Raw genomic sequence first — 23,693 nt, 5'->3', positions numbered from 1 at the left:
GCACCAATCTTCAGGATTGGAACCCCCCTCACAACAATTTGCGACGCATCCGGCAATGTGACGTGCTGCGTCACCTTTTGACACCCTTGGTCGGCGCGCGTTGCCCGCGCTGGACACCGATGAGGACTGCCAACACTCCCCGGAACCAGCTACCATGCGGCGAGAAGCCCGCCTGGGGATGGTGTGGCTGGGGAGCCCTGTATGTCTGTCAGCCGTAGCGCGATCAAGAAAGAGCCCGTGGCGCGTAATACCATGGAGTTGAAGCCGTTTGTCTGGGAGGGGACCGACAAGCGGGGCATCAAGATGAAGGGCGAACAGCCCGCCAAGAATGCCAACCTTCTGCGCGCCGAGCTGCGGCGACAGGGGATCATGCCAAGCATCGTCAAGCCGAAGCCAAAGCCCCTATTCGGCCCGGCCGGCGCCCCTGTAAATGCAAAGGACATTGCATTCTTCAGTCGCCAGATGGCGATCATGATGAAGTCGGGCGTGCCAATTGTCAGCTCGCTGGAGATCATCGCCAGTGGCCATAAGAACCCCCGTATGAGGAAGCTGGTCGATACCGTACGTAACGATATCGAGGGCGGCTCCTCCCTGCACGAAGCCATCAGCAAGCACCCCGTTCAGTTCGATGAGCTGTATCGCAACCTCGTACGGGCGGGTGAAAGTGCCGGCGTGCTTGAAACGGTGCTGGATACCATCGCCACGTACAAAGAGAACATCGAAGCCCTGAAGGGAAAGATCAAGAAGGCGTTGTTCTACCCCGCCATGGTTGTAACCGTCGCCATCTTGGTCAGCACGATTCTGCTGATCTTCGTCGTGCCTCAGTTCGAAGAGGTGTTCAAGAATTTCGGTGCTGAGCTACCGGCCTTCACCCAGATGATCGTCTCAGCATCTCGCTTCATGGTGGCGTACTGGTGGGTCATGCTCGCTGTCGTGTTGGGGTCGTTGTTTGGCTCGATATACGCTTACAAACGCTCGCCAAAAATGCAGCACACCATGGATCGTCTGATCCTGAAGGTGCCTGTGATCGGCCAGATCATGAACAACAGTGCGATCGCCCGGTTTGCCCGCACCACGGCCGTGACCTTCAAGGCAGGCGTGCCGCTGGTGGAAGCGCTGGGTATCGTCGCCGGCGCCACCGGCAACAAGGTCTACGAGGAAGCGGTGCTACGCATGCGCGACGACGTGTCGGTCGGCTACCCGGTCAATATGGCCATGAAGCAGGTCAACATCTTCCCGCACATGGTGGTGCAGATGACCGGCATCGGCGAAGAGGCCGGCGCGCTGGACACCATGCTGTTCAAGGTGGCCGAGTATTATGAGCAGGAGGTCAACAATGCCGTGGACGCCCTGAGCAGCCTGCTGGAACCGATGATCATGGTGTTCATTGGTACCATCGTCGGCGGCATGGTGATCGGCATGTACCTGCCCATCTTCAAACTCGGCGCGGTAGTTGGATAACTAATCAATGGCATTTCTCGACCAGCATCCCGGTCTCGGCTACCCCGCCGCGGTCGGACTGGGACTGCTGATCGGCAGTTTCCTCAACGTGGTGATCCTGCGCCTGCCCAAGCGGCTGGAGTGGGAGTGGAAGCGCGATGCGCGCGAGGTCCTGGAAGAACCGGACATCTACGAGCCGCCACCGCCCGGGATCGTGGTGGAGCCCTCGCACTGCCCGCACTGCAAGCACAAGCTGTCCTGGTACGAGAACATCCCGCTGTTCAGCTGGCTGGCCCTGCGCGGCAAGTGCCGCCATTGCCATGCGCCGATCTCGATCCAGTACCCGCTGGTGGAGCTGCTGACCGCCGTGCTGGTGGCTGCCAGCGTCTGGCAGTTCGGCTTCGGCTGGCAGGGCTTCGGTGCGATCGTACTGAGCTGCTTCCTGGTGGCCTTGTCCGGGATCGATCTGCGTACCCAGCTGCTGCCCGACCAGCTCACCCTGCCCTTGATGTGGCTCGGCCTGATCGCGGCCAGCGACAACCTCTACATGCCGGCCAAACCGGCCCTGCTGGGCGCGCTGGCCGGCTATCTGTCGCTGTGGTCGGTGTGGTGGCTGTTCAAGCAGCTGACCGGCAAGGAAGGCATGGGCCACGGCGATTTCAAGCTGCTGGCGGCCCTGGGCGCCTGGTGCGGGCTCAAAGGCATTCTGCCGATCATCCTGCTGTCGTCCATCGTGGGCGCCATCATCGGCTCGATCTGGCTGTACTCGCGCGGCCGCGACCGGGCCACGCCGATCCCGTTCGGGCCGTATCTGGCCATCGCCGGCTGGATCGTGTTCATGTGGGGCGAGCCGTTGATCAACGGTTACCTGAGCTACGCCGGCCTGCGTTGAGGGCCGCGCGATGAGCCGCTTCGTGATCGGACTGACCGGCGGCATTGCCGCCGGCAAGAGCGAGGTCAGCCGCCGCTTCGAGGCGCTGGGCATCACCGTGGCCGATGCCGACCTGGCCGCACGCGCGGTGGTGGCCCCGGGCAGCGAGGGGCTGGCCCGGATTGCCGCTCACTTTGGCACCGACATCCTGCTGGCCGACGGCCAGCTGGACCGCGCTGCCCTGCGCGCGCGCATCTTCGATTCGGCGCAGGACCGCCAAGCGCTGGAGGCGATCACCCATCCGGCGATCCGCCAGCAGCTGCGCCAGGCCTGCGAGCGGGCCGAGGGACCGTATGCGATCGCGGCGATTCCCCTGCTCACCGAGGCCGGTGGCCGCCAGCAGTACCCCTGGCTGGACCGGATCCTGTTGGTGGACGTGCCGGTGGCCGTGCAGCACGCGCGGCTGATGCAGCGCGATGGCATCGACGCCGCCCTGGCCGACCGCATGATCGCCGCACAGGCCAGCCGCGAGGCGCGCCTGGCCCTCGCCGATGACGTGGTGGTCAATGACGGCCACCCGGACCACCTGCAGGCGCATGTGGAGCGGCTGGATCGGGCCTATCGGGAGTTGGCGGCGCGGTAGATCTGGAGGAGCCGACCAACGGTCGGCTCTACCGTGTCAGGCGGGGGAGAAGGTCAGCGTGGCGATCACGCCGCGCCCGGCACCCGGACGGACGTTGACCTGCCAGCCGTAGAGATCGCACAGACGGCTGACGATCGACAGACCGATACCGCCGCCCTGCGAATGCCCCGCGTGGGTGCCGCGGTAGCCACGCTGGAACAGCTTGGCCGCATCTTCCTCGCTCAGGCCCGGGCCGCTGTCGATCACCTCGACCGCGTTGGCACCGACGCGTACCCGCACCGCACCTTCCTTGGAATACTTCACGGCGTTGCCGATCAGGTTGCCGAGTGCGACCGACAGGGCCGATTCCGGCGCGTCGATCACCAGATCGTGGTTGCCTTCCAGGACCAGCTCCAGCGGCTTGCCACCCAGCTGGGCGCGATGCGAATCCAGCAACTGCTCCGAGACGCGGGCGACATTGCTGCTGCCCTGCCCGCGCTCGTTGCGCGAGAGCAACAGCAGCGCGCCGATCAGATCGGTGCATTGCTGTTCGGCGCGCTGGATGCGCTGCAGCCGCTGCAGCACCTTGGGATCGAGGTCCGGGCGGGTCAGCAGCAGTTCGGTGGCGCCGCGGATCACGGCCAGCGGCGTGCGCAGTTCGTGGCTGACGTCCGCATTGAACTCACGGTCGCGCTGCACCACTTCGGTCAGCCGCGCGGAGTAGTCATCCAGCGCCTGGGCCAGCTGGCCCACTTCATCGTCCGGGAAACGCGGCGCCAGGGGTTCTGGCTCGCTGGTGCCACCGCGGTAGGCGCGCAGGCGGGCGGCCAGATCGGACACCGGCTTCATCACCTTGGAGGCGGACCACCAGCCCAGAACGAGGGACAGCACACTGAACACCAGGACCGAGAAGAACAGCGCGCGGTTGAGCTGACTCTCGCCGCGGATGCTTTCCGTCATGTCATAGGCCAGGAAGAACCACACCTCCGGCGTTTTGCGTACCGCCAGCTTGTAGGAAAACGGCTTGCCGCCGTCATCCACGCCGCTGACACCGTGGATGCCATCGTTGAACTCATACCAGTCCGGCTGTTCCAGGCGCAGCGCCTCGAACTTGTCCGGCCGGACCAGTCGGGCGTACATCTGCTGCACCGGAAGGTCTGGGCTGCGCGAGGGGTCTGCCGCGAAACGCTTGGCGTACTCGTTGATGTTGCGGTTCATCACATCTTCGACCAGCTGGTTCTCCACGCGGGCGCGGGTCCAGTTGGTGGCGAACGCAAACAGCGTGGTCAGGCAGAAGCCCAACAGCACGAACGAGACGATGATGCGGCTGCGCAGCCGGCGCCGATATGGCGCGCGGCGACGCCCCCCCCTGCCCGTCACCGGATCAGGCTTCCGGCGCGGCGATGCGGTATCCGATGCCATGACGGGTCTGGATCATCGGAACCTCGAAAGGCTTGTCGACCACGGCGCGCAGGCCGTGGATATGCACGCGCAGGGAATCCGAATCCGGGAGCTCTTCGCCCCACACGCGGGTTTCCAGCTCCTGGCGGGTGACGACGGCCGGGGAGGCCTCCATCAGCGCCTGCAGGATCTTCAGCGCGGTCGGGTTGAGCTGGAGCAGCTTGCCCTGGCGACGCACTTCCAGCGTATCCAGGTTGTACTCCAGGTCACCGGTTTCCAGCACGCGGGTCTGCACGCCCTTGCCGCGACGCGACAGGGCGTTCAGACGCACCTCGACTTCCTGCAGCGCGAACGGCTTGATCAGGTAGTCATCGGCACCGGAATCGAAGCCGGCCAGTTTGTTGTCCAGGGAATCGCGGGCAGTCAGCATCAGCACCGGGGTCTGCTTGCGCGCCTCGTTGCGGAGCTTGCGACAGACCTCGATCCCATCCATGCCGGGCAGGTTGAGGTCCAGCACGATCGCGTCGAACTCATGGACGACGGCCAGGTGCAGGCCGGTGACGCCATCGGCAGCGAAGTCCACGGTGTGGCCGCGGTCTTCGAGGTAATCGCCCAGGTTGGCGGCAATGTCGCTGTTGTCTTCGATTACAAGGATTCGCACTGTGACCTCTAGTTGGAAAAACGACCGACGCGCTGCGCTTGGTCCATGCTGCTCTGGGACGTGTTCTTGATCCGTTCCCGCTGGGCGACCGTCATGCACTGCGTCTGCGGCATGTTGGAGCCCACCACGCGCTCACGCCTGCATATTAGACGGCTATCTTCGCGCGCCTGTGTCAAAACGGTGTTCACCACCTGCTGGTCGTTGAACAGTTCGGTGCGGTTGGCCGCAGACAGGGAGGCCTCGCTGCCGCTCCGCTCGATGATGCCACGCATATGCCCCAAGGCCTGACGGACCCGGCTGCGCTGATCCACGGTGATCTCCGAGTAGGTCTCGCCGCCGTTCAAGTCCGCTTCGATCTTGGTGATCTGTTCAGCCATGGGCTTGCCCGGCTCAAAGATCTCCTTGTTCTTCGGCGCCGCTGCGGCGCTTCCCATTGCCAGTGCCAGTGCCGCGGCCGCCATGGCCATCGTCAAACGCTTCATGTCGAGCTGATCCGTGCTTTGAAGTGAACGCCGAATGTATGCCGGGCCTGCCGGTGGCAGCAAGTGCTGGAGGTCAGGGAGAAAAAGGCCCAGGCGTTTCCGCCTGGGCCTGAAGGTGTTTCCCGATTACCGATCCTGCTGAGGAGGGCAGAGCTGCGGTTCGACAGAGCCTACGCCCGGGTCGATTAAACCGATGTTAAGACCCTGCCCCACCTTGAAAATACGCATCAACTCTTTGTATTTGCTGGCTTTTTCAACGAGGCAACGTGATCGATGATGCGCCCGGCGAGGTCGGCTTGGCAGATCGCCTCGATGCCTTCCAGCCCGGGGGTGGAATTGACCTCCAGCACCAGCGGGCCGCGGCTGGAGCGGATCAGGTCCACCCCCGCCACCCCCAGCCCCAGGGCTTTGGCCGAGCGCACCGCCACCAGCTGTTCGGCCCGGCTGGCCTTGGCGGCGCGGGCGCTGCCGCCGGCATGCAGGTTGGAGCGGAAGTCGCCCTCCGGGGCCTGCCGCTGCATCGCCCCGACCACCTGGTCGCCGACGACCAGGCAGCGCAGGTCGGCGCCCTGCGCCTCGCCGATGAACTCCTGCATCAGGAAGTTGGCATACAGCCCCCGCAACGCCTCCACGATGCCGCGCGAGGCGCTGGCCTTCTCGGTCAGGATCACGCCACGGCCCTGGGTGCCCTCGTTGAGCTTCACCACGTGCGGCGGCGGGCCGAGCATCGAAAGCAGATCGACGGTGTCATCCGGGTTGTCGCCGAACACCGTGACCGGCATGTCGATGCCCTTGGAGGCCAGGATCTGATGCGCCCGCAGCTTGTCGCGGGCACGCAGGATCGCATCGGAGGGATTGGGAGTGCGCGCGCCCATCATCTCGAACTGGCGCAGCACCGCCGTGCCATAGCGCGTGACCGAAGCGCCGATGCGCGGGATCACCGCGTCCACCCCGGTGATTGGCCGCCCTTTGTAGTGCATGGTGAAGCCGTCCGCCGCGATCCGCATGTAACAGCGCAGCGGATCGAGGATGCGCACGGTATGGCCACGCGCACGCGCGGCCTCCACCAGGCGGCGCGTGGAGTACAGCTTGCTGTTGCGGGACAGGATGGCGAGTTTCATCGCGGCGCAGGGGGCGGGAAAGCGCGAAGCATAGCGTGCTGCAGGTAGAGGGCGATGACGACATTCCCCTTCATTTTTCAGCACGCCAATGGCGCCGGCAGCCGGCAGAGCACGTTGGAAAAGGGATTCAGCAGAAGTGCGCGGAAGATGGAGCGGGTGAAGGGAATCGAACCCTCGTCAGTAGCTTGGGAAGCTACAGCTCTACCATTGAGCTACACCCGCAAGGCGCGGCGTAAGTCTATTCGGGCGGGGCCCTCAAACGCAACGGGCGGCACTGGGCCGCCCGTTGTTTCACGCTTCCAGCATGCGTGCGCGGCGCCCGCGGACGGGCGCTGCGCACGGTGGATCAGAAGCTGCCGCCGAAGCTGGCGAACAGCGACACGTCACGGGCGCGCTTCTGCATCGAGGTGGTGCTCATGCCGATGTTGCTGCTCAGGCCCCACAGGTTCAGGCGCGCACCCAGCACGGCGGTGGCGTAATCCTTGTCGAACTCGAGGCCCGGCACCTTGTACATGCCCACGTCCGGCATGGACTGCAGCCAGGCGCTGGCCTGCTTGCCGTCTTCGAACTCGTGGTCATAGGTGACCTGGACGTACGGCTTGACGTTGCCGCCGTCGAAGCGGGCCTGCCAGCCGACGCGGCCGACGGTCGAGTCCGTGTCCTGGTCGGCATAGCCCAGCGCCGAGGCGCTCGGGTTGGACTCGGTGTAGCCGTCCAGCTTCACCTTCTGCCAGATCACGGCGGCGACCGGACCGTGGCGGAAGCCGCCCTCGGTGCCGAACTCATACCCGGCGTTCAACGCGGCGGTCAGGTTGCTGCCTTCCGGCGAGCCCTTGTGGATGCGCGTGGCCGGGCCGAGCTGCAGCTTGCGGGTCACGTCGTAGTCCAGCCAGCTGTAGCTGAGCTGGCCGTTGACCCAGGCGCGGTCGCCATACCAGCCGGCGAACAGGCCCAGCGTGGTGTCGGACTGGGTGAAGTCGCCCTTGTTGTTGCCGAAATCGGCGTCCATGCGGCCGTAGCCAGCGAAGCCACCGACCACTATGCCGTCACGCGCCCAATCCACACCGAACAGGCCGGCCGGGGCCATGCCGTCGTACAGATCGGCGTGGGCATAGCGCTGCATGTCGCCGCGCAGGTTGCCCCACCAGCTCAGGCCGTCGGCCGGACGGCCGTCGACGTGCCAGCTCACCTGGTCGGCGCGCGAGCGGCCGATGGTCTGCGCGGAGTGGGTCAGGATCTGCTGGTTGCGCGGGGCCTCCAGGATCGACAGCGTGTACTCGCCCAGCATCTGGTGGGTGGCGGTGGTCGGGTGCACGCCATCGGCGAACACGTAGCTGTTGGCGGCGTCCGGGGTGGCGTAGCTGGTCGGGTTGCAGGTCAGCGACGAGGCCGTGGTGCAGGCCGGGCTGGTGACGTTGACGAACCCGTACTCGCCCGGGTTGGCGACGATTTCCTGCAGGATGTGGAAGGTGTCGACCGGGATCACCTGCAGGCCGGCGGCCTTCAGACCACCGAACAGGGCGTCGTTGTAGGCCTTGGCCAGCGCGGTACCGGCGGCCATGCCGGCCGGGCCACCGGCGCGGGCGCCCGGGGTCAGGCCGACGTCCGGAATGGTCGGCACCACGATGTACTCGGCGCCGGCGGCCTTCAGGGTGCCGACGATGCCGACCTGGTCGCGGACCGCGTTGGTCAGGGTCGCGACCAGCGGTGCGCCGGCCTGGATGGCGAACAGGTCATTGGCACCGCCCCACACGGTGTACAGGGCGTTCGGGTCGGCTTTGCCGCCGTTGGCGGCCAGGTACTGCGCGGTCTGGGTCTTGAGCGAGTACACCGGCACCGCCGGCGCGCCCGGGGCGAGGATCTGGCTGGTGTCCACGCCGACACGGGCGCCGCCGATGGCGTAGTTGTCACCGTTCTGGCCGTTGCCGTGTGCAGCACCGTTGGTGCCGTAGTAATGCGCCACGTGCTCGGCCCAGACCCAGCCCGGGTTGGTGGTGAACTGGCCGGTCACCGGCTGCACCGAGGCCGGCAGCAGCGGACGGAAATAGCCCGCATCGGTCAGGCTGTCGCCAATGAAAACGGTCTTGGTGTACGGCGACTGCGCCATGGCCGGCATCGCCGCCAGGGCGATGGCCACGGCCATGAGGGAGCGGATCGGGCGTTTGCTGAGCAACATGAAAACTCCTTGAAGGTGGGGAAGACGGCGGACGTACGCCGGCGCACGGTGCATGGTTCCACTGCACCCCGCCGGCATCACGCTGCGCTGCGGCATGAATGCCCAGCCCCGCCGCCCGGCCATCGTTGGCCTGGCGCTCGCGGCACCTCTGCCGCGGGGCGCACAGGGTACGCACTGTGGTGTGATTGGGGGACAATACCGTCATGAACATCCAGCTCAACGGCGAGAACCGCCAGCTTCCGCACACCGCCACCGTCCATGACCTGCTGCACAGCGAGCAACTGCTCGAGCGCCGGGTGGCGGTCGAGGTCAACGGCGAGATCGTCACCCGCAGCCAGCACGCCAGCCACGGCCTGCGCGAAGGCGACGTGGTCGAGATCGTGCATGCACTGGGCGGTGGTTGAGGCAGCATCGTGACGCGTGATAGGCGATAATTCGGGCCATGAATGCACCTGCCCCCACTGATTCGCTGGTGATCGCCGGCAAGACCTATGCTTCCCGCCTGCTCACCGGCACCGGCAAGTTCAAGGATCTGGAAGAAACCCGCCTGGCCACCGAGGCCGCCGGCGCCCGGATCGTCACCGTGGCGATCCGCCGCACGAACATCGGGCAGAACCCGGGCGAGCCGAACCTGCTCGACGTGCTGCCGCCGGACCGTTACACCATCCTGCCCAACACCGCCGGCTGCTACACCGCCGAGGACGCCGTGCGCACCTGCCGGCTGGCCCGCGAGCTGCTGGACGGCCACAACCTGACCAAACTGGAAGTGCTCGGTGACCAGAAGAGCCTGTACCCGGACGTGGTGCAGACCCTCAAGGCGGCCGAGCAGTTGGTCAAGGACGGCTTCGAGGTGATGGTCTATACCTCCGATGATCCGATCCTGGCCAAGCGCCTGGAAGAGATCGGCTGCGCCGCGGTGATGCCGCTGGCTGCGCCGATCGGCTCGGGCCTGGGCATCCAGAACAAGTACAACCTGCTGCAGATCATCGAAGACGCCAAGGTGCCGATCATCGTCGATGCCGGCGTGGGCACCGCCTCCGATGCGGCGATCGCGATGGAGCTGGGCTGCGATGGCGTGCTGATGAACACCGCCATCGCCGGCGCGCGCAATCCCGTGTTGATGGCCAGCGCGATGCGCAAGGCCGTGGAAGCGGGTCGCGAAGCCTTCCTGGCCGGGCGCATTCCACGCAAGCGCTACGCGAGTGCCTCCTCGCCGATCGACGGGTTGATCGGCTGATGACCAATCCTTTCGACAGCGCCGGTGCCAAGGCACCGCCCAAGCCCTTCACCATCACCGAAGGCCGCCGCGAGGTCCGCAGTTTCGTGCTGCGCCAGGGCCGCTTCACCCCGGCCCAGCAGCGTGCGTTCGATGACCGCTGGCCGCGCTTCGGTCTGGACTTCACCGGTGAGCCGCGCGATCTCGATGCCACCTTCGGGCGCGATGCGCACAAGGTGCTGGAAATCGGCTTCGGCAACGGTGCCGCACTGCGCTTCGCCGCGCAGCAGGATCCGAGCCGCGATTACATCGGCCTGGAAGTGCACGCCCCTGGCGTGGGCCGCCTCCTCAATGCCCTGGCCGACGACGACGCCGACCACGTGCGCCTGTACCACCACGATGCCGTGGAGGTGCTGGAGAAGGAAATCGCCGATGGCGCGCTGGATGAAGTGCGCATCTACTTCCCGGACCCGTGGCACAAGAAGCGCCACAACAAGCGTCGCCTGATCCAGCCCGGCTTTGCCGAACTGCTGGTGCGCAAGCTGCGCGTGGGTGGCCGCCTGCACTGCGCCACGGATTGGGAAGACTATGCCGAGCAGATGTGGGAGGTGCTCGACGCCACTGCCGGGCTGACCAACCGCGCCGGTCCGCGCGGCCAGGTCGAGCGTCCGGAATGGCGCCCGCAGACCCATTTCGAAACCCGTGGCCAGAAACTCGGCCATGGCGTGTGGGACCTGTTGTACGACCGCACCTGATCCCTCAAGGAACCGCGCCACCCCATGGATACCGCGCTGACGCTGACTACCGACATGAAGCTCGTCCTCGGGCTGGTCGGCTTCACGATGGCGATGTTCCTGTTCGAGCGCATCCGCGCCGACGTGGTGGCGCTGGTGGTGCTGGTGGTGCTCGGTGTCACCGGGCTGATCGCGCCGGAGGAGATCTTCGGTGGTTTCTCCGGTAACGCGGTGATGAGCATCATCGCCACCACCATCCTCGGCGCAGGCCTGGACCGCACCGGGGCACTGAACCGGTTGGCGGCATGGCTGCTGCGGCGCGGGCACGGCGTGGAAACGCGCCTGCTGATGATGACCACCGCGATCGCCGGGTTGAACTCCTCGTTCATGCAGAACCCCTCGGTGATGGCGCTGTACCTGCCGGTCGCTTCGCGCCTGGCCGCACGTACCGGGCTGACCCTGCAGCGCCTGCTGCTGCCGATCGCCGCGGCCATCGTGATGGGCGGCGCGCTGACCATGGTCGGCAACTCGCCGCTGATCCTGCTCAACGATCTGCTGGCCTCGGCCAACAACAACCTGCCCTCGGGCCTGGCCACCATCGAGCCACTGCGCATGTTCGCGCCGCTGCCGATCGGCGTGGCCCTGCTGATCGCCTCGCTGCTGTATTTCCGCTACTTCGGCGACCGCAAGCTGGTCGAGGAAGAGACGCTGGCCAATGACGGCGTCACCCCGTCGCGCACCGAAAGCTACTTCGCCAAGACCTACGGCATCGAAGGCGATGTGTTCGAGCTGGTGGTCACGGCCGAAAGCCCGCTGGTCGGCATGACCCTGGGCGAGGCCGAGAACGTGCACGATGCGCCGCTGCTGCTGGCGCTCAAGACCGGCAACGACACCCGCCTGGCCCCGCCGGCCGAGATGCGGATCTGGGTCGGCAGCGTGCTCGGCGTGATGGGCGCGCGCCAGCAGGTCAGCGATTTCGCGCAGAACCAGTTCCTGCGGATGTCCTCGCGCCTGAAGCACCTGGGCGATCTGTTCAACCCGAGCCGCGCCGGCATTTCCGAAGCGGTGGTGCCACCGACCTCGGACGTGATCGGCAAGAGCGCCTCGGACCTGCGCCTGCGCAAGCAGCGCGGCATCAGCCTGCTGGCGATCAACCGCGACAAGCAGGTGATCCGCGAAGACGTGCGCAACGTAGCGCTGCGCGCGGGCGACATGCTGGTCTTCCACAGCATCTGGACCGATCTGGCGCAGGCGGCCAAGAGCCGCGACTTCGTGGTGGTGACCGACTACCCGAAGGGTGAGCAGCGGCCGCACAAGTTCAAGATCGCGATGAGCATCTTCGCCCTCACCATCCTGATCGCGCTGACCTCCAAGCTGCCGGTGGCGCTGACCCTGATGACCGGCGTGGCCGGCATGCTGCTGACCGGCGTGCTGCGCATGGACGAGGCCTACGCTTCGATCAACTGGAAAACCGTGTTCATGATGGCCGGGCTGATTCCGCTCGGCTGGGCGATGGACAGCAGCGGCGCGGCGGCGTGGATCGCCGGCCACACCATCGACCGCCTGCCGACCGGCATCCCGGTGTGGGTGCTGGAAATCGCGCTGGCCTTGCTGACCACGATGTTCTCGCTGGTGATCAGCCATGTGGGCGCGACGATCGTGATGGTGCCGATCGCGGTGAACCTGGCGCTGGCCGCCGGTGGCAGCCCCACCGCGTTCGCGCTGATCGTGGCGTTGTCGGCGTCCAACAACCTGATGACCGCCTCGAACCCGGTGATTTCGATGATCACCGGCCCGGCCAACTACACCCCGCGCGAGCTGTGGCGCGTCGGCGCCCCGCTGTCGTTGATCTATACGGCGGTGGTGGTGCTGATGATCAACCTGATGTTCTAGGTAGTGCCGGCCGCTGGCCGGCTCGCCCGATGCCCCAGGTAGTGCCGGCCGCTGGCCGGCTCCACGTACGGTTGGCCATCAAGAGCAGCCGGCCAGCGGCCGGCACTACCGGTCGGGTGCGATCGAGATTGGCGGCGTAGCGACCAACGGTCGCTACCTACCCGTGGGTTGGCGACCCGCCGCTCGTTGTCACGCCAGCCAGACCTGGCCGTCGCGCACCTGCACGGGGACCGTGCGCAGGCGATCGCCGCGGCACGGGCCGGCCACGCAGTCGCCGTTGTCCAGCGAGAACGAGGCGCCATGCGCCGCGCAGACCAGGTGCCCTTCCCTGCTTTTCAGGAACTGCCCCGGTGCCCAGTCCAACCGACGGCCCGCGTGCGGGCAGATGTTCAGCCAGGCGCGCACCTGGTCACCCTCGCGGTACAGCACCACCGATTCGCTGTCGCCGTCGATACGCACGTCGGTTTCGGCAAATCCCCAGTCCGCCAAGGCGTCCAGGGCGATGAGGGGGGTGGTGGTGGTCTCGGGCACGGACATGGCATCCAGGTAACAGGCAGTGGAGGCACAGTGTCTCACGCGCTCATGTCACTGGCTCCCGGATGAATACAAGTCATTGATTTGCAATGAACGCGCGGTGCGTTTAACGACTTTTTCACTCAATGACAAAAGCCAGCACGGATACTCATCCACTGCTGACCTCAGCCAAAAGAGTGCCATGTACAGCCGCTTCTTCCAGTTCAACCAATTCCGCACCCTGTTCGCGCCGCGCAAGCCGCGCCATCCGCTGGTGCGCGTCGCGGTCGGTCTGTTGGGCCTGGCGATCCTGGCCGCGCTGGTGTTCGTCGGTGTATTCGTGGGCGCGGCGATGATCATCGCCGGCCTGGCATGGAAGCTGCTCGCCCAGCGCAAGAGTGCGCGCACCGCTCCGTCGCAGGTCGTGGACGGTGAATACCGCGTGGTCCGCAAGCAGGCCTTGCCGATGTCGCGTTGATCGACGCGCTTCCCTCCTGATGACGGCCGCGCCCTGCGCGGCCGTTTCTGTTTGTGGGACCGGAAAAACGCTCTAGACTGCGGCGAAACCTCTCCACAGGACGCACGCATGACCGATGTAATCCCCCCGCCCGAGCAGCCCCGCATTCCGGTCGCCGGTGGCGGTACGTTTCCGGTGCGTCGCATCTACTGTGTCGGCCGCAACTTCGCCGATCACGCGCGCGAAATGGGTGCCGCGGTGCCGTCTACCGATGATCGCGGCCGCCCGATGTTCTTCAGCAAGCCGGCCGATGCGATCGTGGTCGGCCATGACGATGTGATCCCCTACCCGCTCGCCACCCAGGACCTGCACCACGAGGTGGAGCTGGTGGTGGCGATCGGCAAGGACGCGCCCGCCGGCGAGCTGCCGGTCTACCAGGCCGAAGCGCTGGTGTTCGGTTATGGCGTCGGCCTGGACCTGACCCGCCGCGACCTGCAGGCGCAGGCCAAGGCCAAGGGCCATCCGTGGGATCCGGCGAAGGGCTTCGATCAGTCCGCCCCGGTCAGCGAGCTGGTGCCGGCCGGCGAAGTCGGCGACCTGGCCGCGCTGAACCTGTCGCTGGAGATCAATGGCGAAGTGCGCCAACAGTCGCTGCTGGACCAGATGATCTGGAACGTGCCGGAGATCCTGCACGAGCTGTCCAAGCTGTGGGCGCTGCGCGCGGGCGATCTGGTGTTCATGGGCACGCCGTCCGGCGTAGCCGCGTTGAAGCCGGGCGACCGTTTCAGCGCGCGCCTGGAAAACGTGGCCGAGCGCCACGGCGTCATCGCTGGATGACAATGGCTACGTTACGCTGCGGCGTCATTTGATTCCCCACTACGACAGGAGAGCCCGATGGGTGTACTGACTGAGTTCAAAGAATTCGCCATGCGTGGCAACGTCATCGACCTGGCGGTCGGTGTGGTCATCGGTGCGGCGTTCGGCAAGATCGTCACCGCGCTGGTGGACAAGATCATCATGCCGCCGCTGGGCTGGATGATCGGCCGCGTCGACTTCTCCGAGCTGGCCTGGACCCTGGCCCCGGCCCGGATCGCCGCAGATGGCAAGGAGATTCCGGCGGTGGTGATCGGCTACGGTGATTTCCTCAACACCGTGGTGCAGTTCGTGATCGTGGCCTTCGCGATCTTCATGGTCGTGAAGTTCATCAACCGCCTGGCCCGCAAGAAGGAGGCCGAGCCGGCCGCCCCGGCGGCGCCGAGTGAAGAAGTGCTGCTGCTGCGCGAAATTCGCGACAACCTGAAGCACTGAGGCAGCGACACCGGTAGTGCCGGCCGCTGGCCGGCAGCACGGAGAAGGTAGTGCCGGCCGCTGGCCGGCTCCACGGATATCCTGCATCGCGCTGAGCCGGCCAGCGGCCGGCACTACCTTGAGACCCCGCTCCGGCGGGGTTTTCGCTTTTGGAAAACAGCATTCGCCGGAGCATGACCTACCGCCCATGTGCGCGCCGGACAGGCTGGTAAGCTCGGACGCTTCCGCCCCGTTTCCGGAGTTCGTCCATGCGTCGCCGCGTCCTTGCCATCGCATCTTCCCTCGCCCTGCTGGCCGCGCCCGCGTTCGCGGCGACCGGTATCACCACGCTGCCGCCGACGTCGCTGGCCACCGCCGCCGAGCTGCGTGAGCAGGCCCTCAAGGACGACACCGGCTGGAAGGTGGTCGAGTCGCTGACCACCGAAATCGGCCCGCGCATCGCCGGCAGCGAGGCCGACGCGCGCGCGGTGGCCTGGGCGGTCGCCAAGTTCAGATCGCTCGGCTTCGACAAGGTCTGGACCGAGCCGGTCACCTTCCCCAAGTGGGAGCGCCGCAGTGAGCATGCCGCGGTGATCGGCAAGCACGCCCAGCCGCTGGCCATCACCGCCCTCGGCGGCAGCCCGGGCGGCACGGTCGAGGCCGAGGTGGTGCGTTTCGCCGATCTGGCTGCGCTGCAGGCCGCGCCGGAAGGTTCGCTGAAGGGCAAGATCGCCTTCGTCGATTATCAGATGACCGCCTACCGCGATGGCCGCGACTACGGCAACGGCGGCGCGGTGCGCAGCAAGGGCCCGTCCGAGGCGATCCGCAAGGGTGCGATCGGCTTCGTGATGCGCTCTGCCGGTACCGACTCGCATCGCGTGCCGCACACCGGCATCACCCGCTTCGATGACGGCCTGACCCCGGTGCCGGCCGCCGCGCTGTCGGTGCCGGACGCCAACCAGCTGGCGCGCCTGGTCGCGCTGGGCAGCACCACGCTCAAGCTCAGCCTGGATTGCGGCTGGGACGGCAAGGCGACCTCGTACAACGTGATCGGCGAGATCACCGGGCGCAGCCTGCCCAAGGAAGTGGTGGTGATCGGCGGCCATCTCGATTCCTGGGATCTGGGCACCGGCGCGGTCGATGACGGCGCCGGCGTGGGCATCACCATGGCCGCCGGCCATCTGATCGGCCAGCTCAAGCAGGCGCCCAAGCGCACCATCCGCGTGATCGCGTTCGCCAACGAGGAGCAGGGCCTGTACGGCGGCAAGGCGTACGCCGAAGCGCACGCCAAGGATGTGGTGCTGCACCAGCTCGCGGCCGAGAGCGATTTCGGCGCGGGCCGCATCTACGCCTTCAACACCGGCTCACCGAACCCGGCCAACTCGCGCGAGGCGACCCGCCAGATCGCCGAGGTGCTCAAGCCGCTCGGCATCGCGTACGCCGCCGACAAGGGCGGCCCGGGCCCGGACGTGGGTCCGCTGGCAGCCAAGGGCGGTGCGTGGGCGTGGCTGGCGCAGGATGGCAGCGACTACTTCCACCTGCACCACACTGCCGACGACACGCTCGACAAGATCGACCCGGCCGCCCTGGCGCAGAACGTAGCGGCGTATACCGTGTTCGCCTATCTCGCCGCCGAGGCCGAGGGCAGCTTCGGCAGCGAAGCCAAGCCGACCACGCCGCCGAGCGAGTAATCCCAACACGCAAGCGGCATGTGCTGGCAGATGGTAGGTACCGACCGTTGGTCGGTACAAAAAAAAGCCCGGTCGCATTGCGACCGGGCTACCGGGATAACGTCACACCCCACGCGGTGAGCGCCGCTAGACCTTCGCGCTCCGGACAAGCGGATCGCCGCGCTGCGGGGGTGTCTCTCCTCACCCACGCAGCGCAGCGTCCACCCGGCACTGTGCGCAGTTTTCACTGCGTGCACTATGCGATTAATCCGAAAGCGATGTAGTCACGACGATTTCGGTGAAACCGATCACACCGTGGGTGGCGCGAATGACGCCGCGCTCTCCCCGAAAACGCACGCACGGGTCAAACGCGACTGCGTCCGAACCACTGCGCCAGCAACACTGCCGTCGCCGAGGCGACGTTGAGGCTTTCCACCGCACCCGTGCCCGGGATGGACACCTGGTGGTCGCACGCCTGCGCCAGCTCGCGATCCATGCCTTCGCCTTCGGCGCCCATCACGTAGACCAGGCGCGCCGGCAGCGTGCTGGCGAACAGATCATCGCCGCCCTCCACCAGCGTGGCGGCCAGGCTCAAGCCGGCGGCACGCAGCTGCGCCATCGCTTCGGGCAGTGCCGGCAGCCGCACCAGCGGTACCGATTCGGCACCCCCTTCGGCCACGCGCGCGGCGGCCCCGGACAACGCCAACGTCGCACCCGGCGGCAGCAGCAGCCCGGCCACACCGAAATGCGCGGCCGAGCGCAGGATCGCGCCGAAGTTGTGCGGGTTGCCCACGCCATCCAGCCACAGCGCCAGCACCGGCGCGTCGGCGGGCAGCGTGGCCAGCCACTCCTCCAGCTCCAGCATCGGCGCGCGCAGCACGTCGGCGACCAGGCCTTCGTGATGCGTGGTCGCGGCGAGCTTGTTCAGATCGCCGTCTTCCACTACGCGGTAACCGACGCGGTTGGCCACGCACCACTTCAGCACCGGCTGCATGCGCGGGATCAGCGCCTCGGTCAGGTACAGCTTGCGCAGCGCCTGCGGGCGATGCTCGAACAGGGCCTGCACGGCATTCCAGCCGTACAGGCGCAGCTCGTCGTTGCCACGGCCGGGCGGCGGCGGCGTGCCACCTTCGCGGGGCGGCAGCGGCGTGGCGCGCGGCGGCCGCGAGGACGGACGGCGCGCATTCTTCCAGGGATCATTCACTACGGGACAGCTCCAGCTTGCGGGTACGCCAGAAATCGGCGTTCTTGATGCCCAGGGCATCGGGGTCGAAGATCGGATCCAGGCCGAGCTTCTTCTGACGCTCATAGTCGCGCAGCGCCAGGAACGCCGGCTTCTGCACGATCAGGATCGCGATGATGTTCAACCAGGCCATCAGGCCCACGCCGATGTCGCCCAGCGCCCAGGCCATGCCGGCATTGTGGAACGCGCCGAAGATCACCATGCCGATGATGCCCAGGCGCAGCAGCAGCACGGTCAACGGACGCCTGGCGTTGTTGTTGACGTAGGTCAGGTTGGTTTCGGCCATGTAGTAATAGGCCATGATCGTGGTGAAGGCGAAGAAGAAGATCGCGATCGCCACGAAGGCCGCGCCGAAGCCCGGAATGACGGTTTCCACCGCCGCCTGCGCATAGCCTGCGCCTTCGGCCACACCGGCCAGGCCGGCGAACACGGGCGCGCCGCCCGGCACCGGCGAATACACGTTGTAGGTGCCCGCAGCCAGAATCAGGAATGCAGTAGAGGTGCACACCATCATCGTATCGAAGTAGATCGCGAAGGCCTGCACATACCCCTGCTTGGCCGGATGCGAGACCTCCGAAGCGGCCGCCGCGTGCGGGCCGGTACCCTGGCCGGCCTCGTTGGCGTAGATGCCGCGCTTGACGCCCCACTCCACCGCCAGGCCCATCATCGCGCCGAACGCAGCGTGCGCACCGAAGGCGCTGCTGAACACCGTGCGGAACATGTCCGGCACGCGGTCGTAGTTGATGATCATGATGGTGATGGCCATCAGGATGAAGGCAGCGGCCATGAACGGAACGACCACCTCGGCGAAGTTGGCGATGCGCTTGACGCCGCCGAAGATCACCACCGACAGCAGCAGCGCGACCACGATGCCGATGCCCAGCTTGAGCGCCTGCACCGATTCCAGGCCCATGAACTGGCCGTCCAGCGGCCCGCACAGGCTGCCGCCGCGGCAGGCGTTGATGATGCTGTCGGCGATGGCGTTGGCCTGCACGCCCGGCATCAGAAAGCCGGCAGCGATGATGGTTGCCACGGCGAAGGCCAGCGCGTACCACTTCAGGCCCATCGCCTTTTCGATGTAATACGCCGGGCCACCGCGGTAGCGGCCTTCGGCATCCTTGGTCTTGTAGATCTGCGCCAGGGTGCATTCCACGTACGATGTGGACGCGCCGAGGAAGCCCATCACCCACATCCAGAAGATCGCACCGGGGCCGCCGAAAGCGATCGCGGTGGCGACACCGGCGATGTTGCCGATGCCCATGCGCCCGGCCATGGACATGGCCAGCGCCTGGAACGAGGACACGCCCGCGTCGGATTTCTCACCCTTCACGGTCAGCCGGCACATCTCCACGAAACCGCGGATCTGCATGAAACGGGTGCGGGCGCTGAAGTACAGGCCTGCGGCAAGACACAGGAAGATCAGAGCTTTGCTCCAGATGATCCCGTTGATGAAACTGACTACTTCTTCCACGCGCTCTCTCCAGTCGGCGGAAACAAAAGGAACGTCCCCGTCGGCTGGGACCCGGTCGATTCTCCACGATCCGCGCCGGGCTGCGTAGTGGCAATTTCGATGAATGGGCGACAATGCCGCCCATTCCGGTCAGGCATGGCCGCCCACGGAGGGGGTTTCGGCTTCCTGGCGGGCCAGTTCGCGTGCCACCGCTTCCGGCGAGCGCGTATACGGCGCCAGCAGCGAGTAGAACGCCGGCACCACGAACAGCGACAGGAAGGTGGACACGGTCACGCCGAAGATCACCACCACCCCGATCGTGCCGCGGCTGGCCGAGCCGGGGCCACCGGCCACCACCAGCGGGATCGCACCGACCACGGTGGCGATGGAGGTCATCAGGATCGGGCGCAGGCGCACCATCGCCGATTCGACGATGGCCTGGTGCACGTTGCGGCCCTCGTCGCGCAGCTGGTTGGCGAACTCCACGATCAGGATGCCGTTCTTGGCCGCCAGTCCGACCAGCATCACGATGCCGATCTGGCTGAACAGGTTGATCGTGCCGCCGCTGACATACAGCCCCAGCAACGCGCCGAGCACGCCCAGCGGCACGGTGAGCATGATCACCAGCGGATGGATGAAGCTCTCGAACTGCGCGGCCAGCACCAGGAACACCACCAGCAGGGCCATCGCGAAGGTCAGCAGCACGGCACTACCGGCGTTCTGGTACTCGCGCGATTCGCCCTTCCAGCTGACCTGCGCGTGCTGCGGCAGCTCTTCGCTGGCCACCTGCTGGGCCCAGGCGATCGCCTCGCCCAGCGGATAGCCCGGGGCCAGGCCGGCGTTGATGGTGATCGAGCGCAGGCGGTTGAAGCGGTTGAGGCTGCCGGCTTCGGCCACTTCGCTGAGCGTGACCAGGTTGGACAGCGGCACCAGCTCACCACCACTGGCGCGCACCCGGATCGCGGCCAGATCGGCCGGCGAGGCGCGTCCTTCGCGGCCGGCCTGGACCAGCACGTCGTACTCTTCGCCGTTGTCGACGAAGGTGGTGACGCGGCGCGAGCCCATCATGGTTTCCAGCGCGCTGCCGATCGCGGTGACCGACACGCCCAGATCGGCCGCACGCTGGCGGTCGATGTTCACGCGCATCTGCGGGCGGGTTTCCTTGTAATCCGAGTCCGCGCCGACCAGACCGGGGTTGTCGGCCATGCGCAGCAGCATGCGGTCACGCCACTGCGCGATTTCCGCGTATTCCGGGCCACCGAGCACGATCTGGAAGGGCTGGCCCTGGCTGCGGACCAGGCCACCCCCGACCTGGGTGCGCACGCGCACACCGCGGATGCCATCCAGGTGTTTCTGCAGGTCGGCCGCCACCTGCGGTGTATCCACCTCGCGCTGCCGCCACGGCTGCAGGAACACGCTCATGCGGCCGGTGTGCATTTCCTCGCTGGCGCCGAAGCCACCCGGCACGCGCGGGTTGGCGCGCACGATCGGCTTGTCCTCGCCGACGAACGCCGACACGATCTGCTCGACCTGCTGGACCTGGCCCACGGTGTAATCGAAGCCTGCACCTTCAGGGCCATCGATCATGATCTGGAAGGAACCGCGGTCCTCGGCCGGTGCCAGCTCGGACGGCAGTACCTTCAGCAGCAGCGCACTGGCCAGCAGCGACAGGATCATGACCACGATGTAGATCCAGGTGCGGGTCACGTGCGCTTCCAGGAAGCGACCGTAGGCCACCGACAGGCGATCCAGATTGCGGTTGATCACCCCGTGCAGGCCCTTGGGCGCCTGCCCGGTGTGCGGCTTGAGCAGCTTGGAGGCCATCATCGGGGTCAGCGTCAGCGACACGAACGCCGACAGCGCCACCGCTGCTGCCAATGCCACGGCCAGCTCGCGGAACAGCCGACCAGTATTGCCTTCCAGGAAGCCGACCGGCAGGAACACCGCGACCAGCACCGCCGTGGTGGCGATTACCGCGAACGCCACCTGCGCGGTGCCGCGCTTGGACGCCACCAGCGGTGGCTCGCCCAGGTCGATGCGACGCTGCACGTTCTCCACCACCACGATCGCATCATCGACCACCAGACCGATGCACAGCACCAGCGCCAGCAGGGTCAGCAGGTTGATCGAGAAGCCGAACGCATACAGTGCGATGAAGGCGGCGATCAGACACACCGGCACCGTCACCGCGGGAATCAGGGCCGCGCGGAAACTGCCCAGGAACAGCCAGATCACCGCCAGCACCAGCAGCATCGCCTCCACCAGCGTGGCGTAGACGCGATCGACGGCGGCTTCGATGAAGGTGGTGTTGTCGAAGGCCACAAAGATATGCGTGCCTTCCGGCAAGGTCTGCCCTATCCGTTCGGCCTCGGCGCGCGCGTTGCGGGTCACATCCAGCGCGTTGGCCGTGGAGGTCTTTACGATGCCCAGGCCGATGCCCGGCTCCCCGTTGCTGCGGTAATAGGCGCGGCGCTCCGAGGAGGCCAGCTCGATCTTCGCCACGTCGCCCATGCGCACCACGTAGCCGTCGCTGCCCTTGCCCAGCGGGATGGTCGCGAAGTCTTCGGGCTTCACGTAGTTGCGCTCAACGCGCAGGGTGAAATCGCGGTCGGCTGACTCGATGCGACCGGCCGGCAGTTCGACGTTCTCGTTGCGCAGCGCGCCTTCCACATCGCCCACGGTCAGGCCACGCGCGGCGAGCTGGTCACGGTCCAGCCAGATCCGCATGGCATAGCGCTGGCGCCCGCCGATGCGTACCTGGGCCACGCCGTCCAGGCTGGAAAAACGGTCCACTACGTAGCGGTCGGCGTAGTCGCTCAGCGCCAGCGTGTCCATGCTGGAGGAGGTCATGTTGAACCAGATGATGGCGTCCGCGTCGCTCTCGACCTTGGCGATTTCCGGCGGCCGCGCCTCTTCGGGCATGCGGTCGGCGACACGACTGACCGCATCGCGCACGTCGTTGGCGGCCGCTTCGATATCGCGGTTGGAGGTGAACTCGATGCTGACCTGCGAGCGCCCGTTGGAGCTGCGCGCGTTGATGGTGTCGATGCCTTCGATGCCGGCCAGGGCATCTTCCAGCACCTGGGTGATGCGGCTCTCGATGACCGCCGCGGAGGCACCGGTGTAATCCACCGAGACCGACACGATCGGCGGATCGATGGCAGGCAGCTCACGCAGGGTCAGGCGGGTGAACGACATGAAGCCCAGCACGACCAGCAGCAGGCTCATCACCACGGCGAAGACCGGCCGCTGGATGGAAACGTCGGAGAGTTTCATCCGGCGGTGTCCGGTTCGGCGGTCGTCGGCGCGGCCGGCCTGACCGGTGCAGCCTCCTCGGCCTGGATCTTCAGGCCCGGGCGGAGCTTGCCAGTGCCGTCCACCACAATGCGGTCACCGGCGGTGAGCCCGTCGCGGATTTCGACCACGCCACTGCGACGCGCGCCGGCGGTGATGTCCACGCGCTCCACGATGTCGTCCTTGGCAACCCGGAACACATAGGAATCGCGCCCGACCTGGACCACCGCGATCTCGGGGATCACCAGCGCTTGGCGCTCGGGGCGGAACATCCGCACATCCAGCAGCATGCCCGGGCGCAGGGCGTGATCGGCGTTGATGAAATCGGCGCGCACGGTGACCGCGCGCGTGCCCGGATCGACCCGGGTATCGATGGTGGCGACCTCGCCTTCGAAGTTGCGGCCCGGATAGGCCACGCTGGTCGCGTTGACCTTGTCGCCGCTGCTCAGCGAGGCCAGCTCGGCTTCGGGCACCTGGAAGTCCACGTGCATGCGCTCGATGTCGTCCAGCGTGGTGATCGCGGTGCTCGGGGTGACCAGCGAACCGGCACTGACCTGGCGGATGCCGAGCACGCCGGCGAACGGCGCGCGCACGCGGCGATCACCGATATCCGACTGCATTTCACGCACGCGTGCATCGGCGGCATCGCGGATGGCGCGCTGCGTATCCAGGGTGGAGCTGGCCACCAGCTGCTGGGCGGCGAGTTCGCGCTGGCGCTTGTACAACTGGTCCGCTTCCAGGAACGTCGCCTGGGCCTGCAGCAGGGCCGCTTCCTGGGCCTGGCCGCGCAGGGTCACCAAGGGCGTGCCGGCGCTGACCTGCTGGCCGCTTTCGAAGTGGACCGTCTCGATGATTTCGCTGACCTTGGCGGTGATCGTCACCGACTCGCGCGCCTTGGCCGTGCCCAGCGCCTGCAGGGTGTCGCTCCATGCCGAGGCCTGCACCACCTGGGTAGTGACCGGTACGGCGCCTGCCTGCCGGCGAGCGGCCTCGTCTTTACTGCCACACCCTGCCAATGCGACCAAGGCGATGCCAGCGGCGAAGCGCGCTGCGATGCGTCCCAACATGTAATGCAATCCCGGCTGTTTCTCGACCGCCGAGTGTATAGAGGCCCCGGGTGAAGGCATATGTGCCAAGCGTTTACCGGGGTCTTCACATCTGC

Annotated in this window: 21 protein-coding genes and 1 tRNA gene; 11 read left to right on the top strand and 11 right to left on the bottom strand. The window is 66.6% G+C overall.

Features of this window, described 5'->3' with window-relative positions:
* Positions 1–201 precede the first annotated feature (201 nt).
* From HDC96_RS12360 to coaE, 3 genes are read left to right on the top strand one after another with little or no spacing between them, the layout of a single operon-like run.
* Positions 202–1,461, top strand: coding sequence for a type II secretion system F family protein (locus tag HDC96_RS12360; protein WP_179460226.1), 1,260 nt, complete (start codon positions 202–204; stop codon positions 1,459–1,461).
* Positions 1,462–1,468: 7 nt separating this feature from the next.
* Positions 1,469–2,332 (top strand): A24 family peptidase, encoded by an 864-nt coding sequence (locus HDC96_RS12355; protein WP_176988378.1) that lies wholly within the window; start codon positions 1,469–1,471, stop codon positions 2,330–2,332.
* A 10-nt stretch (positions 2,333–2,342) separates the two neighbouring features.
* The gene (gene coaE, locus HDC96_RS12350) at positions 2,343–2,954 is read left to right on the top strand and encodes a dephospho-CoA kinase (RefSeq protein ID WP_179460225.1); all 612 of its coding nucleotides are present in this window, start codon (positions 2,343–2,345) and stop codon (positions 2,952–2,954) included.
* A 36-nt stretch (positions 2,955–2,990) separates the two neighbouring features.
* Here coaE and HDC96_RS12345 read toward each other — a convergent pair whose 3' ends face one another.
* The 6 genes from HDC96_RS12345 to HDC96_RS12320 all read right to left on the bottom strand — a co-directional run bounded on the left by HDC96_RS12345 (position 2,991) and on the right by HDC96_RS12320 (position 8,774).
* On the bottom strand, positions 2,991–4,355 hold the full coding sequence (locus tag HDC96_RS12345; protein WP_176988376.1) for a HAMP domain-containing sensor histidine kinase: 1,365 nt from the start codon (positions 4,353–4,355) through the stop codon (positions 2,991–2,993).
* Positions 4,318–4,995 carry a response regulator transcription factor gene (locus HDC96_RS12340; protein WP_019183933.1) on the bottom strand — a complete coding sequence of 226 codons (678 nt, stop codon included), beginning with the start codon at positions 4,993–4,995 and terminating at the stop codon, positions 4,318–4,320. The genes HDC96_RS12345 and HDC96_RS12340 overlap by 38 nt, the downstream gene beginning before the upstream one ends.
* 8 nt (positions 4,996–5,003) lie before the next feature.
* On the bottom strand, positions 5,004–5,477 hold the full coding sequence (locus HDC96_RS12335; protein ID WP_179460224.1) for a hypothetical protein: 474 nt from the start codon (positions 5,475–5,477) through the stop codon (positions 5,004–5,006).
* Between the two features lie 227 nt (positions 5,478–5,704).
* On the bottom strand, positions 5,705–6,598 hold the full coding sequence (gene rimK / locus HDC96_RS12330; RefSeq protein WP_179460223.1) for a 30S ribosomal protein S6--L-glutamate ligase: 894 nt from the start codon (positions 6,596–6,598) through the stop codon (positions 5,705–5,707).
* Positions 6,599–6,746: 148 nt separating this feature from the next.
* A tRNA-Gly gene (locus HDC96_RS12325) sits at positions 6,747–6,820 on the bottom strand.
* Between the two features lie 124 nt (positions 6,821–6,944).
* Positions 6,945–8,774 carry an autotransporter domain-containing protein gene (locus HDC96_RS12320; protein ID WP_179460222.1) on the bottom strand — a complete coding sequence of 610 codons (1,830 nt, stop codon included), beginning with the start codon at positions 8,772–8,774 and terminating at the stop codon, positions 6,945–6,947.
* 203 nt (positions 8,775–8,977) lie between these two features.
* Here HDC96_RS12320 and thiS point away from each other — a divergent pair, with 203 nt between their 5' ends.
* From thiS to HDC96_RS12300, 4 genes are read left to right on the top strand one after another with little or no spacing between them, the layout of a single operon-like run.
* On the top strand, positions 8,978–9,178 hold the full coding sequence (gene thiS, locus HDC96_RS12315; RefSeq protein ID WP_176988371.1) for a sulfur carrier protein ThiS: 201 nt from the start codon (positions 8,978–8,980) through the stop codon (positions 9,176–9,178).
* A 38-nt stretch (positions 9,179–9,216) separates the two neighbouring features.
* Entirely contained in the window at positions 9,217–10,011 is a 795-nt protein-coding gene (locus HDC96_RS12310) for a thiazole synthase (protein ID WP_070471215.1), read from the top strand.
* Positions 10,011–10,745, top strand: a complete 735-nt coding sequence (trmB, locus tag HDC96_RS12305) for a tRNA (guanosine(46)-N7)-methyltransferase TrmB (RefSeq protein WP_179460221.1) — start codon at positions 10,011–10,013, stop codon at positions 10,743–10,745. Before HDC96_RS12310 ends, trmB begins: the two co-directional genes overlap by 1 nt.
* Positions 10,746–10,769: 24 nt before the next feature.
* Positions 10,770–12,617 (top strand): SLC13 family permease, encoded by a 1,848-nt coding sequence (locus HDC96_RS12300; protein WP_179460220.1) that lies wholly within the window; start codon positions 10,770–10,772, stop codon positions 12,615–12,617.
* A gap of 189 nt (positions 12,618–12,806) precedes the next feature.
* On the opposite strand, the gene HDC96_RS12295 is transcribed toward HDC96_RS12300, so the two are convergent.
* The gene (locus tag HDC96_RS12295) at positions 12,807–13,154 is read right to left on the bottom strand and encodes a Rieske (2Fe-2S) protein (protein WP_179460219.1); all 348 of its coding nucleotides are present in this window, start codon (positions 13,152–13,154) and stop codon (positions 12,807–12,809) included.
* A gap of 178 nt (positions 13,155–13,332) precedes the next feature.
* Here HDC96_RS12295 and HDC96_RS12290 point away from each other — a divergent pair, with 178 nt between their 5' ends.
* The 4 genes from HDC96_RS12290 to HDC96_RS12275 all read left to right on the top strand — a co-directional run bounded on the left by HDC96_RS12290 (position 13,333) and on the right by HDC96_RS12275 (position 16,565).
* The gene (locus HDC96_RS12290; protein ID WP_176988368.1) at positions 13,333–13,608 is read left to right on the top strand and encodes a hypothetical protein; all 276 of its coding nucleotides are present in this window, start codon (positions 13,333–13,335) and stop codon (positions 13,606–13,608) included.
* Positions 13,609–13,716: 108 nt separating this feature from the next.
* Complete coding sequence (locus tag HDC96_RS12285) at positions 13,717–14,424, top strand: fumarylacetoacetate hydrolase family protein (protein ID WP_179460218.1); 708 nt, start codon at positions 13,717–13,719, stop codon at positions 14,422–14,424.
* A gap of 57 nt (positions 14,425–14,481) precedes the next feature.
* Complete coding sequence (gene mscL, locus HDC96_RS12280; protein WP_179460217.1) at positions 14,482–14,895, top strand: large-conductance mechanosensitive channel protein MscL; 414 nt, start codon at positions 14,482–14,484, stop codon at positions 14,893–14,895.
* Positions 14,896–15,143: 248 nt separating this feature from the next.
* Positions 15,144–16,565: a M28 family peptidase gene (locus tag HDC96_RS12275; protein WP_179460216.1), complete on the top strand. Its 1,422-nt coding sequence runs from the start codon at positions 15,144–15,146 to the stop codon at positions 16,563–16,565.
* A 343-nt stretch (positions 16,566–16,908) separates the two neighbouring features.
* Here the strand turns inward: HDC96_RS12275 and HDC96_RS12270 are convergent, their stop codons facing one another.
* The 4 genes from HDC96_RS12270 to HDC96_RS12255 form a co-directional block, all read right to left on the bottom strand.
* The gene (locus tag HDC96_RS12270) at positions 16,909–17,748 is read right to left on the bottom strand and encodes a TrmH family RNA methyltransferase (protein WP_179460215.1); all 840 of its coding nucleotides are present in this window, start codon (positions 17,746–17,748) and stop codon (positions 16,909–16,911) included.
* On the bottom strand, positions 17,741–19,258 hold the full coding sequence (locus HDC96_RS12265; protein WP_179460214.1) for an alanine/glycine:cation symporter family protein: 1,518 nt from the start codon (positions 19,256–19,258) through the stop codon (positions 17,741–17,743). Before HDC96_RS12265 ends, HDC96_RS12270 begins: the two co-directional genes overlap by 8 nt.
* Positions 19,259–19,387: 129 nt before the next feature.
* Positions 19,388–22,513 carry an efflux RND transporter permease subunit gene (locus tag HDC96_RS12260; RefSeq protein ID WP_179460213.1) on the bottom strand — a complete coding sequence of 1,042 codons (3,126 nt, stop codon included), beginning with the start codon at positions 22,511–22,513 and terminating at the stop codon, positions 19,388–19,390.
* On the bottom strand, positions 22,510–23,598 hold the full coding sequence (locus HDC96_RS12255; RefSeq protein ID WP_179460212.1) for an efflux RND transporter periplasmic adaptor subunit: 1,089 nt from the start codon (positions 23,596–23,598) through the stop codon (positions 22,510–22,512). The genes HDC96_RS12260 and HDC96_RS12255 overlap by 4 nt, the downstream gene beginning before the upstream one ends.
* Positions 23,599–23,693 lie beyond the last annotated feature (95 nt).

The sequence above is a fragment of the Stenotrophomonas sp. JAI102 genome, assembly GCF_013409105.1.
Classification (GTDB): domain Bacteria; phylum Pseudomonadota; class Gammaproteobacteria; order Xanthomonadales; family Xanthomonadaceae; genus Stenotrophomonas; species Stenotrophomonas maltophilia_AA.
This window is presented reverse-complemented; position numbering and strand designations above follow the sequence as displayed.

Excerpts from the sequence above, each read along its gene's own strand:
- HDC96_RS12310 (WP_070471215.1), top strand. The coding sequence starts at position 9,217 with ATGAATGCACCTGCCCCCACTGATTCGCTGGTGATCGCCGGCAAGACC.
- HDC96_RS12355 (WP_176988378.1), top strand. The coding sequence starts at position 1,469 with ATGGCATTTCTCGACCAGCATCCCGGTCTCGGCTACCCCGCCGCGGTC.
- HDC96_RS12300 (WP_179460220.1), top strand. The coding sequence starts at position 10,770 with ATGGATACCGCGCTGACGCTGACTACCGACATGAAGCTCGTCCTCGGG.
- mscL (WP_179460217.1), top strand. The coding sequence starts at position 14,482 with ATGGGTGTACTGACTGAGTTCAAAGAATTCGCCATGCGTGGCAACGTC.
- HDC96_RS12295 (WP_179460219.1), bottom strand. The coding sequence starts at position 13,154 with ATGTCCGTGCCCGAGACCACCACCACCCCCCTCATCGCCCTGGACGCC.
- HDC96_RS12290 (WP_176988368.1), top strand. The coding sequence starts at position 13,333 with ATGTACAGCCGCTTCTTCCAGTTCAACCAATTCCGCACCCTGTTCGCG.
- HDC96_RS12285 (WP_179460218.1), top strand. The coding sequence starts at position 13,717 with ATGACCGATGTAATCCCCCCGCCCGAGCAGCCCCGCATTCCGGTCGCC.
- HDC96_RS12320 (WP_179460222.1), bottom strand. The coding sequence starts at position 8,774 with ATGTTGCTCAGCAAACGCCCGATCCGCTCCCTCATGGCCGTGGCCATC.
- HDC96_RS12275 (WP_179460216.1), top strand. The coding sequence starts at position 15,144 with ATGCGTCGCCGCGTCCTTGCCATCGCATCTTCCCTCGCCCTGCTGGCC.
- trmB (WP_179460221.1), top strand. The coding sequence starts at position 10,011 with ATGACCAATCCTTTCGACAGCGCCGGTGCCAAGGCACCGCCCAAGCCC.
- rimK (WP_179460223.1), bottom strand. The coding sequence starts at position 6,598 with ATGAAACTCGCCATCCTGTCCCGCAACAGCAAGCTGTACTCCACGCGC.
- HDC96_RS12360 (WP_179460226.1), top strand. The coding sequence starts at position 202 with ATGTCTGTCAGCCGTAGCGCGATCAAGAAAGAGCCCGTGGCGCGTAAT.
- HDC96_RS12255 (WP_179460212.1), bottom strand. The coding sequence starts at position 23,598 with ATGTTGGGACGCATCGCAGCGCGCTTCGCCGCTGGCATCGCCTTGGTC.
- HDC96_RS12335 (WP_179460224.1), bottom strand. The coding sequence starts at position 5,477 with ATGAAGCGTTTGACGATGGCCATGGCGGCCGCGGCACTGGCACTGGCA.
- HDC96_RS12260 (WP_179460213.1), bottom strand. The coding sequence starts at position 22,513 with ATGAAACTCTCCGACGTTTCCATCCAGCGGCCGGTCTTCGCCGTGGTG.
- thiS (WP_176988371.1), top strand. The coding sequence starts at position 8,978 with ATGAACATCCAGCTCAACGGCGAGAACCGCCAGCTTCCGCACACCGCC.
- coaE (WP_179460225.1), top strand. The coding sequence starts at position 2,343 with ATGAGCCGCTTCGTGATCGGACTGACCGGCGGCATTGCCGCCGGCAAG.
- HDC96_RS12345 (WP_176988376.1), bottom strand. The coding sequence starts at position 4,355 with ATGGCATCGGATACCGCATCGCCGCGCCGGAAGCCTGATCCGGTGACG.